The 12,893-nt window shown below is 48.8% G+C and carries 11 protein-coding genes; all 11 read right to left on the bottom strand.

What is annotated here, in order from left to right; all coding sequences use genetic code 11:
• Positions 1-80: 80 nt before the first annotated feature.
• Positions 81-344, bottom strand: coding sequence for a toll/interleukin-1 receptor domain-containing protein (locus IB286_RS14120; protein ID WP_190766635.1), 264 nt, complete (start codon positions 342-344; stop codon positions 81-83).
• Positions 345-516: 172 nt separating this feature from the next.
• A complete protein-coding gene (locus IB286_RS14125; RefSeq protein ID WP_190766637.1) occupies positions 517-2,826 on the bottom strand; it encodes an AAA family ATPase in 2,310 nt (769 codons plus the stop codon).
• Between the two features lie 215 nt (positions 2,827-3,041).
• On the bottom strand, positions 3,042-4,604 hold the full coding sequence (locus tag IB286_RS14130; protein ID WP_190766639.1) for a transposase: 1,563 nt from the start codon (positions 4,602-4,604) through the stop codon (positions 3,042-3,044).
• Positions 4,605-4,762: 158 nt separating this feature from the next.
• Positions 4,763-4,969, bottom strand: coding sequence for a hypothetical protein (locus IB286_RS14135; protein WP_190766641.1), 207 nt, complete (start codon positions 4,967-4,969; stop codon positions 4,763-4,765).
• Between the two features lie 632 nt (positions 4,970-5,601).
• The gene (locus tag IB286_RS14140) at positions 5,602-7,164 is read right to left on the bottom strand and encodes a flavin-containing monooxygenase (protein WP_190766643.1); all 1,563 of its coding nucleotides are present in this window, start codon (positions 7,162-7,164) and stop codon (positions 5,602-5,604) included.
• Positions 7,164-8,201 carry an alpha/beta hydrolase gene (locus IB286_RS14145; protein WP_190766644.1) on the bottom strand — a complete coding sequence of 346 codons (1,038 nt, stop codon included), beginning with the start codon at positions 8,199-8,201 and terminating at the stop codon, positions 7,164-7,166. Before IB286_RS14145 ends, IB286_RS14140 begins: the two co-directional genes overlap by 1 nt.
• 1 nt (position 8,202) lies before the next feature.
• Complete coding sequence (locus IB286_RS14150; RefSeq protein ID WP_190766646.1) at positions 8,203-9,018, bottom strand: SDR family NAD(P)-dependent oxidoreductase; 816 nt, start codon at positions 9,016-9,018, stop codon at positions 8,203-8,205.
• A gap of 13 nt (positions 9,019-9,031) precedes the next feature.
• Positions 9,032-10,576 (bottom strand): acyl-CoA synthetase, encoded by a 1,545-nt coding sequence (locus tag IB286_RS14155; protein ID WP_190766648.1) that lies wholly within the window; start codon positions 10,574-10,576, stop codon positions 9,032-9,034.
• Between the two features lie 187 nt (positions 10,577-10,763).
• Positions 10,764-11,066 carry a cytochrome C oxidase subunit IV family protein gene (locus IB286_RS14160; RefSeq protein ID WP_190766650.1) on the bottom strand — a complete coding sequence of 101 codons (303 nt, stop codon included), beginning with the start codon at positions 11,064-11,066 and terminating at the stop codon, positions 10,764-10,766.
• Complete coding sequence (locus tag IB286_RS14165) at positions 11,066-11,692, bottom strand: cytochrome c oxidase subunit 3 (RefSeq protein ID WP_190766653.1); 627 nt, start codon at positions 11,690-11,692, stop codon at positions 11,066-11,068. Before IB286_RS14165 ends, IB286_RS14160 begins: the two co-directional genes overlap by 1 nt.
• A gap of 128 nt (positions 11,693-11,820) precedes the next feature.
• A complete protein-coding gene (locus IB286_RS14170; RefSeq protein ID WP_190766655.1) occupies positions 11,821-12,792 on the bottom strand; it encodes an AraC family transcriptional regulator in 972 nt (323 codons plus the stop codon).
• Between the last annotated feature and the right edge of the window lie 101 nt (positions 12,793-12,893).

Genomic DNA, 12,893 nt, shown 5'->3' on the forward strand with positions numbered 1-12,893 from the left:
GAGTGGCTCTGGATGTACAACAATGAACGGCCCAACTCGGCGATAGGAGGCATACCTCCAAGACAACTGCTAAAAGCAGCTTAAATTCTACGAATAGCTGTTGCGGTAAATGGGGGGATTACAGGCGAACTCGGCATTTCATTGTCTTCCCAGTCTATGTATACATCCCAACCGTTCTCTTTCAGCAGGACTTGAAGCCCTTTCGCCAGCTCTTGATCCTTATGGCTATGACAAAGAAATGCTGTTTGTTTATTCTTCGACAATGCTTCATTCAAAGACTTAGCAACGACAACACTTCTTGATCTTCCCGCCGCAGACCTTAGACTTCTTGTTTTAATCGCCAATTTTTACTCCAGTTTCAATTTTCAAGAAAAGCACTTAACAGTTTTATTCCGAAGACCGGGGCCTTATATCACTAAGCGGACAATCGCACAGGAGAAATTCTGCAGCCTCAACTCCCCAAGCAGCGGCGCTGCAAGCGTCCGCTGCCTTTGCTTGTATACGCTTTTACACTAATCATGCAACTACCTCGAGCATTTCGTTGTAATGAATCTCATCAACTTCTTGAAGCCAAGTAAAAATATCACCAATTACATTTTGGCTTTCACCTAAAAGGTTTTCAGACGAGTCTTCATTGATTTCAATTACGGCACTATGTGAATACTTATTTATGAAGCGATAAATCTTTTCTTTGGTGGCTTCATCTGTGATTTTGCAGCCGATCAAGCCACAATTCATAAGTTGTGCAATATCACTTCGGTGCTTCGGAAACTTGAAGCTAAAAAATGATTCGAGCAGTTTTCTTGCGAGATTAGCGGTTAAAAAGGCTTCGTCGCGTGACAGTGCTGGATTGTCTTTGTATGCATGAAGTTTTGTAAATATATAATGGTATTCTGAATTGTAATCGACCAGACTAGAATCTGCGTCTTTAAATGTCGATTGGCGTGGGGCGGCTATTGAGGCTTCAATTGTATAAAATAACGCATTTGAATCTTTGGGAGGGTTCTTTCTTCTTCTGTTGCGGTTTACCCCTTCGAACCAATCACGGATCAATTTGAAGTAAGTAAAGTTGTGCGTAAATACGAATAGCTGCTTTGCCTTGTCACAATTGCTACGAAGAAACGAATACGCATGAAATAAGTGGTTCGAATCAAAGCTTGAAACAGGATCATCGACAACAACGATAGTATTTTCCATCTTGTTATCGTTTTCTTTCAACTTGGTTATGAAATAAACAAACGCAATAGCCGTTTTTTCACCTTCGCTCAAATTTCCTTCTACCGGAACGGAATCGTTCCGCAATATTTCGTACCCTTTTTTATACGGATTGAATCGGAGGGTTAGTTCACTGCGCCCAAGAAACTTATGAAGAGATTCATTAAATTGGTCAGCGCCCAAACCTTCATTTGATAGTGAATCTTCAAGTGTTCGGATTACTTTGTTTCTAGTGTTAATTGTTGTTTTTAGTGTTCCATTTGCGGTAGTTCGATCAACGACTTCTTTTTTCTTATCGTGATACCCGAATGATTTCACTTCAGTAGTCGCATAGTGAAGTTCAAGTTGCTTTTTAGCTTTATCAGTTTCTTCTTTGAAATTTCCTGACTTATGATTGTGCTTATGAACAGCTGCGCCAATAGCGGTCATAGCATCGTTAAACGCGTTCACGGATGATTCATTGATAACTTGAACCGTTAGAGCGGTTTCAAGTGGATTAGCTGTCTTGTCTTTTAATACATTGTGCCAGACCGTAATTTCTTCGTTCAGGTCTGTGATTGCCTTTTCCAACGCCGTACATGCTTCGTTGTACCCATTTTTGAATTCGTCGTAAAAATCACTTGCGGGCGGTAGCGTTGGGGGCTGAACATATTGACTGGCAAGCCAGCCATCGGCACTTTCAAGCCGGGTCTTAAAGGCTTTGTAATCGTCATTAAAGTGGGCTTCAATTTTTTTAATGCGTTCTTCGGTAATGGTGTTACCACAAAATTCACATTCGTTTGTATCGTGGCGCTTATGAAGGTCAAGGCCAGTTTCAACCCAAGACTTTATATCACCATGATCAACAAGCCGCTGAATAGTTTGGCTGACCACGCTAGTTTTCAAAAGGTCATCAAGTCGTTCTTTAGCTTTGTTTAAAGTACCTTGATTAATAGAGCGTTTATTAAAGGTGATTGGGGACTTTTGATCAGGCCTCGCAGCATTGGTTAATTCAACAATTTTTTGATCATCAAGAAGTGAATCGTCCGACTTACATTCTTCAAGGTGGTCTTCTATGAACTTTCCAAATTTACGCTTATCGTAGTTAAGGTAGTAACTGTCCGTCGTATCAATGGACTGAAGACTTGTCTTCATGTGTCGCGCGCTATCGGTTCCAAACTTTGAAACAGCGCCATCTAGTATTCTTATTGCTTCCGCTTCTATGCCGTACGCTTTGCTATCGACTTCCTGCTCTTGTTTTAATTTTTCTAGTTTTTTGCGTTCTTCTATTTTTTCTTTGTCAACAAGCAATATGCTTTTTACAACACTATTCCATGAAATATTTTCGTTAATAAAGTCATGGTTAAAGGTGTAAACGTTAAGGTCAGAATCCGCCACGTTCGCTTGTGTGATTGTAGTGCCATTATCTACATTTACAGTGAACTCTGAAGAAGGAAATCTACTTGAAGAAGATTTTCTTTCGATGCACCGAAACACACCCGAAAGCGTGGTTTTTCCGCTTCCATTCCATCCATAGAACAAATTGTATTTTCCGAAATCTTTAGCACTATTGTTCGTATGATCCTGGAAGATACCTAATTTTTTTAGTTTTTGTATATTTTTTATTGACATGGCATCCCTGTTCTAAAATTCTCTCCAGACTAGATTTGCGTATAACGAGGCTGTAGATTTTCTGATTTAGCAGAACACATGATTCCTCGCGCCTCAGAATATTGGTTATCTTCGGGTTTTTTCACAACGCATCCTGCTCTCCTTTGGATTTCTATCAGCTCGCTTCATTTTGCTCTGAGGCCGCCACTTTGAGCTGTAATTGGCCCTTATTCCGCTTAATGTAACCCGATTCGGCCATAGCGGGCGAGCTTCTCAATATTGTGGACTAAGCAATATAACTGCCATTGCCCCTGAACCTTGTTTTTGCCTCTCAGTGAGAAGCGGTTCAAGCCCTTGTTGGTGCCGATGTTACCAAATACGGGCTCCACTACAGACATACGGTGGCTGTAGATCAGTTTTCCCTTGGCACTATCGACGCGCTTCTTCATCCAGTCTGTCGCTGTCTTGCCGCTATCAATAGTGAAGGCCACTTGGCGACCGTGGCCATGCCGTGTATTGGCTGAGGCCGGGTTGCGCATGCAGTCAGTCTTAATCGGGCAATGCCGACAGTCGGTGAGTTTGCCCTCGAAGCTGAGCTTGAGTTTGCCGCCCGTGGTGGTGCCTTCGCTGTGCAGCCACATCTCATTTCCTGTCGGGCAATGGCAGGTTTTCTTTGTAACATTGAGAGTAAACTCGCTGGCCGGAATGACTGACTTCTGGCCTTTCACCGTGTCCCGGTGGCGCTTCCCGTACTTAGCTTTCTGATCTTTGAATTTTGGATCACGCTGACGGAATTGATTGTCGGGGATGTAGGCGTTAATCCGGTTCTTCTTCAGGAATTCGTTATTGGCTTCATTCGCAAAGCCAGTGTCAGCGGTGATGATCAAGCCTTTTCCATAGATGGAGGCATTGATATTCAAGCGCTTGAAGCGGCTCTCGACCCTGCCTAGAACAGGTTTGAGTGTATGGTGTTCCTGACCTTCGCCAAAGGCTTGGGCATCCACAATGATCTGGTTTTTTTTATCCACGGAGGCTACCCCGTTGTAGCCTTGGATCGTGCCTTTGCTGGTCAGCATTTTGGCGGATTGGTTATCGGTGATATTACTTTTTACTTCCTTTGGTCGTTGTCCTTGCCCCATCCTTGGGGCTGCTGTCTTTAGGAAATCGTTGATCCTCTTATACTGCTCGAACAAGGTATTGGTGGCCTGCTCGGCGCGCTGCTTGCGTGCCTTCTCGTTGGGTTTACGCGCATCCAGTCGCTGGTGTTCCTTTATATGATGCTGGATCTGTTTGCGAAGCTTGGCGGATTTCTGTGCGAGTTCATCAAAGGTGCCGGAGTGCTCTTTCGCCGCATTAGACGACATTTTGCAACCGTCGATCGCAAGCAGCTCCAAGCCCAGCAAGCCTTGCTGATCACAGACCAGCAGCACTTCCTCAAACACCGCCTCAATGGCATCGGGGTAGCTGCTGACAAAACTGGCAATAAGCGTGAAGTGGGGTACCGAGTCGCAGGACAACGCTTTAAAGATAATATTATGTTCGCACTGCCACTGAATTTCCCGGCTGGACGTAATGCCCTTGGAGTACGCAAAGAGGATAATCTTGAGTAGCACCGCCGGGTCGTAGGCCTTGCGTCCACCTTCGTCATTGTTGTACTTGTCGTAGAACGCTGACAGATCGATATGATTTTCTATGAGGTGGTGCAGCGTAAACTCGAAAGTACCAGGCTGGATTTGCTCTGCAAAATTGATCACAACCATCGCATCTTGGTTGTAGTCGTAAGGCTTGAACTTGGGCATGCCATCACTCCCTGATCAGATGCCTGATTTTAGCAAAAAACACTGGTTTTTTAGAGAAAATCTACAGCCTCAACGCCGCCAACACGCGCGTATTTTTTGTGGAGCCGCAGGCGGAAAGAAAAATACGTCGCGGTGATTGGCCTTGTTATGTTTTGGCATCATTTTTCTGGTGTGCCCAGCTCTCTCTTGATAGTGACTAAATGCCCGAAAACACTGAAAGACAATTCCTTCTTGTTATCTTCGGCGAGGCCGTTAAGCGCCCAACACTCCCGGCTTTTACTCCTCTCTTCATCAAAGAAGCATTCAATCGGAGGAAGATATTGTTCGGTTAGGCAATATTCCGAACTCCCTTCGGAAGAAATCACAGTGGTGCACCTTTTGGGATCTGAATAAAATCGCACAACTTTAGGAGCGAAATGTTTCAGCATAGGCGTAATTAGTGCGCCTAAGACGACTCCCCATATAATCCAGCGATGCCTTTTCTCGATCAATGCTTAACTCCTCGGAAAAACATAACAGTTTTATTATGAAGACCGGGGCCTTATATCACTGAGGCTCCTTATCTCGAGATCTAAATATGGAATGGCACCCGAAACCCTAGAGATTTCATGGGCTTGGATACATTTCGTGGAGTTAGAGATTGATGTTAGCAAGACCAGTTCCCTCTATCTGTTTTAAGCTCCTTTTCCCCTGATCATATACCCACCCATTTAAATATCAACAAGTTAGCGTCGACTAAAAGGTACTAGTGAGCCTAAGGCTTCTGAAATAGGGGGAAAGTGGAGATTTAGGGGGAAGTTTTGGCTATGCTGACTGTCTGCTTATGACCATTTTGGGACGTCGCTTTTGCGACAAGAGCTGACGGTGGCCTTGCCGTCTTAGACGACGGCAGTTTGTCATAAGCGGACGGTACAGGTACTTAAGTCTCCGTCCGCTATACCATTGAATGCCGACATTCCTACTTTTCTACAATGCATAGCACAATTATTGCCCGAGACTACTGCACAAGCTCCCGCAATATATTTGAATCACTATAGGCTTCAATTTCATAGCTCTTGAAACTATAAGCAGCATTTACCTCGCTAGTAGCTTTCTGCCAAGTCAGTGCCGCCGGCTCTGCGGAATAAATTGGGTTGTTGCCGGACTTGTCGTAGTAGTAGCTGTTAGAGCCTGCACAATGTCCGATTCTCTGTACGGATTCCGTGAGCATGTCATCCATCGATTTCATATAGCTATCTACAGCTTCCGCGTTGACCTCAATGATTGGTTGGTTTCGGGTACGGGCCTCTTTTACACAAACCGCGATCTGGGCGCTGATCATATCGGCGGTTTCGTACCAGCTGGTACCTCCTGCATAGGGGATACCCAGATTGAGGAAGAGATTAGGAAAACCATTAACCGCCGCGCCCCGGAAGGCTTTAAACCCTTCCTTCACGTGCCAGTACTCCCGCAGGTCTTTTCCTTCCCGTCCCGTCACCGGAAAAGCTGGCAGGCTGGCGGATTCGTCGCCCAAAATATTGAAGCCGGTTGCGAGAATAATCACATCAAAGGGTTCTACCTTATTTGCGTCTTGGGTCTTGATACCTGTAGCGGTTAAACGCTCTAGACCTTGCGTATTCAGGGTGACATTGGTTTTTTCGAAAGTGCGGTAGTAGTTATTGGAAAAGCTTGGGCGTTTGCAGCCCAGGCTGTAACCCGGCGTGAATAGCTTGATAAGCTCCTTGTTTTTCAGTTGCCGCCGAATATTCCAGCGTCCGGCAATTTCCAAAGCGCGATGAAAACGCGGATGCTTGCCCGAGGAAACCAGTGCCACCGAGAGAAAGTGACCAATGCTTTTGTGGGAAAGGCGGTGATATCTTTCGTGCAGCCTAGGGAATTTACGTAAGCCCCAGCGCAAGGGAGCGGGAACCTTGAAATCCGGTTTTGGTAGCAGCCAGATGGGCGTGCGTTGATACACAGTGAGTTGTTGAGCAGACGCGGCGACGATGGGCACCAGCTGAATGGCGCTGGCTCCGGTGCCGATAACTGCCACCCGTTTACCCGCCAGGTCGATGTCCTTTGGCCATTGTGCGGTGTGAAAGATCTCGCCCTGAAAGTCTTCCAGCCCGGGGAAAGCTGGTATTTTTGGCGAGTTAAAGGCGCCCGTGGCTTTTATCAGATAACGGCAGCGCAGTGTTTCACCCTGTACGGTTGTCACACGCCAAAGTGCTTCACTCTCCTTGTAAACTGCATTTTGTACAGCCGTGCTATAGCGCGTTTTTTGCGGCAGACCATACTTGCATTGAACTCGCTGCAAGTAGTCAATGATCTCACTGCCCTCGACGTAGAGTTTGCTCCAGTCTGGATTTTTTTCATCTCGGAATTGATAAAGGATTGATGGGATATCGCAGGCAACGCCGGGATAGATATTTTCGCGCCATACGCCGCCGGGCTTATCAGCCGCTTCCAGAATCTGAAAATCGGTAATTCCACTACGGCACAGTGCTAGGGCGCTGCTGATACCGGAGAGGCCGCTGCCGACAATCAGGATTTCTACATCGACCTTCGTTCTTGGATCCATTATTTCGTCCTTTCCTTCTGTTTTTCTGTTGGGCTGGCTTGAGGGGTAGAGTTGGTAGTCATCAGTGACCGTACACCCGCCATGGACTGAATAAAGGCTCCCGCATCAGTCATTGCAGAGCGCGCTTCCGGCAGACCCAGTCGATGGAGCAGTGGCCAGACGTGCCACATCCCTTCCCATATTTTCAGCTGGCTTTCAGCGCCCGCCGCCAGTGCTCGCTGGTGAAAACGCAACGAGTCGTCGAACAGCACTTCCTCGCTGCCAACGTGGATCAGCAATGGTGCCAGACGGTGGAGAGCTCCCCAAAGCGGAGAAAGCAGGGGTTGATCCGGAGGCTGGCCTGCTCGGTAGGCGTCAGCCGCAGTGAGCAAAAGTTTTGGGTTGGCCAATACCAGCTCACGAGATTGTCGCTCGGTTATGGATTGTCCGCTGAGCGTGAGATCAGTCCAGGGAGAAAGGCAGTAGTAACCGGCAGGTTGGCGTAAGCCAAGTTGGATCAAACGCAATCCGGTCGCCAGTGCCAGCCCGCCGCCAGCAGAGTCACCGGCAATGACGATTTGCTCGGGGCGTATTCCCTGCTTTAGCAACCAGCGCCAACTTGCAATGCTGTCTTCCAATGCGGCGGGGAAAGGCGCTTCTGGCGCCAGCCGGTAATCCAGAACCAGACAACGCGCCTTCGCCGCCAAGACCAATCGACTGGCGAGATCCCGATGACTCACGATGGAGCCGCTGATATACCCGCCGCCATGCAGATAGAGAATCACAGGGTCGTTAGTAGCCACTCCGGTAGGCACCAGCCATTCAGCGTTGAGTGGCCCGGAGGGGCCGTCCAATTCGGCGGAGTGCCGCGCAATCCCTTTTGGCGTCCCGCTGAGTAAGCCCATAAAGTGCAATCGCTTGCGGGCCTTCGATATATCGATGGTGTTGCCGCCCAGCAAGAGTTTAAACACTGCCCGGGCAACAGGTTTAAGCAGGCGCCCCCACGTACTGGGTGTGCTGTAGTGGCAAATGTGCTCGCGATCGCCGGGAAGGCTCACCCTATAACCCCCTTACCGCATGGAACACCTTGCCGTAGCTGGCTGGCAGTAAGCGCGCAATCACGTCCGCCAGTTTGGCCGAGTCTCCGACGATAATGCGGCGTTTCTTACGTTGTACCCCCTTGATAATCTCAATCGCGAGATCCCGGGGTTCAGTCTTAAGGTGGCGGACGGCGTTATCAATGCACTGCTTTTCGTAAGCTCCCGCTTTACTCCCCATTTTGCCCGCGGCACCGATATTGGTTTTGATGCCGCCAGGGTGAACACAGCTGGCGTACACGCCAGTGCCTTCAAGTTCTCGCGCCAGCGTTTCAGTAAAACCACGCACCGCAAATTTTGCAGTGGAATAGGCACTGCTGGCGGGCGTAGCAAACAAACCGAGTATGCTGGAGATATTGATGATGTGGCCTTCGCCTTGTGCAAGCATCAGTGGCAAAAATGCCTTTGTGCCGTACACCACGCCAAACAGGTTGATACTAAGGACCCAGTCAAACTCGTCCAGTGTCATATTTTCCACACTGGCGTAGAGAGCTACGCCAGCGTTGTTAAACAGCCAATCTACCGTACCAAAATCTCGCTTAACGTCTTCAGCGTGAGAAAATACGGATGTGCGGCAGGAAACATCCAGTGGATAGCAGCGCACCTCGCAATTTGGGCTTTCCGTATTGATTAGGGCCTTTGTGTTAGCTAATCCCTGCTCATCGACATCAGAGAGCGCAAGCCGGGCGCTCCTGCTCGCCAATTCCAGCGCCAGCGCTTGGCCGATTCCTGAGCCGGCACCGGTAATCACTGTGACCCTGCCTTTAATTGTTTTCATAATGATCTCTCTATCAGGCTACTTGGGCAGACGGTGAGGAAAGGCGTTCACGCAGCACGTATTTCAGTACTTTTCCTGAAGGGTTTCGTGGCAGTTCATCAACAACGAACAGCCGCAGAGGTATCTTGTATCGGGCCAGTTTTCCGTCGCAGAACTTACGCAGGCTTTCCAGCGTGATCTCGGTACCGGTTTTAACTACCAGCACAGCGGTAACGGCCTCTCCCCATTTATCGTCCGGAAGCCCTAGAATCGCCACTTCTTGAACGGCTTCGTGCTGGTAAAGAACTGCTTCAACCTCAGCCGGATAAACGTTTTCGCCGCCGCTAATCACCATATCTTTCTTGCGATCGCTTATGTAGTGAAAGCCATTGTCGTCGCAATAGCCGATATCGCCACTGGAAAACCAGCCGTCTTCCGTCAGCACTTCGGTGGTTGCTTCAGGTTTGTTCCAGTAGCCGCTCATCACATTTGGGCCACGAATACAGATTTCGCCCTGCTCACCGGTTGGTACTTCCCTGCCCTTTCCATCGGTAATTCTGACTTCCGTAAAGATGACCGGTTTGCCCGCCGCTTCAGGGTGAGTTTTGGTATCACAGGCAAGATTCATCAAAGCATAGGGAGAGGTTTCGGTAAGGCCGTATACTTGATAAAAGGGCAAGCCCCGTTGTTGATAACGCTTGATCAGTGCAGGTGGAACAGGTGCTCCACCACTGAGCAAAGCGCGCACGGATGAGAGATTCGTGGTATCAAATTCCTCATGCTGACTCATAAATAGCAGCATTGCGGGTACGCATAACAGCGCACTGACTTTTTCCCGCTCGATCGTGCGTAGGGTTTCGCCCGGGTCAAACATACGATGGATATGTTGATGAGCACCCCGAAATATCGCCGCCAACGCGGCACAATTCAAACCGGCAATGTGATACATCGGGCAACAGGTCAACACCACCTCGCCGTAGATATCCTCTATCAACCGCAGATTCAAGTCGTTCCAGAAAATATTGCCATGGGTAAGCATGACGCCCTTCGGCGTGCCTGTAGTGCCTGAGGTATACATGATAAAGGCAACGTCTTGGGCGCTAACCGGGACTGTCTCCAGTAAGGGATGATTGTCCTCAATGGCTTGCTCATAATCCGGATGCGGTGATGCCGGTGCGTCGACCGCGAGTAAACCCTGGGTGCATAGATCCGCGCTGATATTTTCCACGGTAGCTTGCATAAAGCCGTCGAAAATCAATGTATGCATACCGGCGTCATTTATAATGTAGGTAAGTTCCGGGCCGGATAGGCGATAGTTGACGGGCACAAAGATTGCCCCCAGATGCGCAGCAGCAAACAGTGTTTCGAGAAAGGCCGGATGATTTTGTCCGGCATAGCCCAGACGATCCCCTTTGCGCACGCCATGCTGTTTTAAGTAACGCGCCAGCCGGCGGCAACGTGTGTCAAACTCGGAATAGGTCCAAGTCTTTCCTTCAAAACTGATCGCCGATTTATGCGCGTTGCGAAGACAGACACTGTCGAGAATGGATGTGAGATCAATGGCGGCATGAGTGTACATAATTCTTCTCCCGCGAATTCGACGCTTGTTGTTAACAGGGTTCTGATACTAGAACAGTCAAACCAGTAACAATTGACGTAAGGTTCTACAAATTTGACACCACGCGAAACACTCAGAAATATTTCTTGCGAACCAAAAAAAGCCGGCAATGATCGAGACTGTCTGGATGGGCTCATCAGAACCGCCCTCAGCTCACCGGAAAGCCAGCGGCAACCAGTTGGTCACCGTAGTGGTAAAAAGTCAGTACAAGCACGCAGGCCAGCACAATCACTGTTTCACAGGCCCAGCGCAATGCAGCCGGCGCATGGCCGGCTTCCATAAAGTGCACTACGACCAAACGCACTTTGAAAAAAGCGATCAGCAGGATCATTGACGAGTTACCAACAACCTCGTCAAAGCTCGGCAATGTACTCATGATCCAGGCTACAGCTGTGGCCGACATCAGAATCAACCAGACAAAGCTTTCACGGGTTAGCAGAAGTTCACGCATCATCTCACCAGATAAATCAGGGGGAACAGAACGATCCAGAGCAAATCGACCAAGTGCCAGTAGGTCGCTCCGCTCTCAAGCGACGTAATTTTCTGAGCACCACTTGTAGAGCGTTTGACAACGGAAATCATCCAGGCGAGTACGCCGAGGCCAATCAATACGTGAACAAAGTGAATCCCGGTGAGTACAAAATAGAACATGTAGAAACTGTTCTTCAGTGGCGTAATGCCTTGCTCAAACTTCTCGCTGTACTCAATAACTTTAACGACGCCAAAACTGAAACCGCACAACCAGGCCAGCTTGAACATGCGTAAGGCCAGTCCGGCCATCTCACGTCGCAGTAACTGCAGACCACTTACCACGAACCAGGAACTGGCCAGCAGTAACAGGGTATTCAACGCAGCGAAGTGCATGTTGAGTTGGATCTGGGAATTGTTATAGAGCACGATGTCTTGGCTTCGGTATGCCAGAAAACTGAGAAATAACAGGAGAAACACCATGGCGTCGCCAAGCACCAGAACCCAAACGCCCGCCTCACCGGGGATGCGTTTTCCCTTGAAAAATTTGTCTGAGGACATCGGATTGACGGTGTCAGACTTGTCTCTGATGGATTTTGTCAGTTCCATGAATCACCTGCTTTCCCGTAGCTTTTAGCCTGTCGCGAAATCTGAACTGCAACAGGACAACGGAATTCAGATTATCAATTTAGGAGCATCGGGAGTTTTCATTTCCTGCGCAAAACCATTCGCCATTGTTAGCGAATGGCAACACGTCGAACAGCACTGGCCGGTTGGCCATGCCAACGGCGGAAAGAACGGCTGAAAGCGCTGAGTTCCGAGTAACCCAGAATTTCAGATATCTCTGCGAGACTGAGATCAGAGCTTCGCAGATATTTCAAAGCCAAGTCATAGCGCACCTGATCCTTGATCTGTTTGAAACTGGTACCCTGCTGAGTCAGGCGGTTTTGTAGGGTGCGGATACTAAGGCCGGTAGCGTCAGATATTTCATCGATTGTGCAGGGACTATATGGCAGTAAAAACCTGACTATATTTTCAATCCGCTCATTCAAGCCTGCTCTGGCAATAGACGCATCGCACCGCAGTGTCGATTGCATAATCGAATAGGCGCGGCTGTTCGCGCTACTCATTTGAGTGCCAAGGGTTTCGTGGGAGAAATAAATCGCATTCCGGTCCTGGTTGAATGAAAGCTCATTACCAAACAATGCACGGTGCAGCCGGATGTCTTGCGGCGGAACATGTCGGAATTGCACAGCACGCGGCGTAAAACTGGGCAGAACCCTGCGTAGCTCATAGACACAGAGCGCGAAGCCGTACTCTGCAGCCTGAGTGGCGTCTTCATCAAGATGAGATACGGTATCCCAGCACAAGGCGGCACCGTCGGCATCAGGCTGCAGCGATAAAGCCGCTCCTCGGGTGTACATATCATAGTTGGAGGTCAGATCTTCCAGCATTTGGTGCACAGTGCGGGCGCTGCGCAGCAGAATCCAGAGTGGGCCAAACACATCAAGACCATTCCGGGCAGCGAGAATCATACCGATGTTTCGACAATCGAGATTGGCAGCGGCGGTATTAAGCAAACGCAAAACACTCGCCACATCAACCGGGATATCCCTGTCGGACAAACACGCACTAGGCAAGCCGGCCCATTCAGCGAGGACTTCGGGTGCGCCGCCAAGTTCACGGATCAGTTCGTTGGCTCCGGACAACACGCTTCCGGAGATGTGTTTGGTGGATCGTTGTGTTATTGAAATCATCAGTCCTTCCCCGCACTGATCGACGTTAGCGTGCCAACTCTTCATATTCGAGC

This window comes from Spongiibacter pelagi (assembly GCF_014705705.1).
Classification (GTDB): domain Bacteria; phylum Pseudomonadota; class Gammaproteobacteria; order Pseudomonadales; family Spongiibacteraceae; genus Spongiibacter; species Spongiibacter pelagi.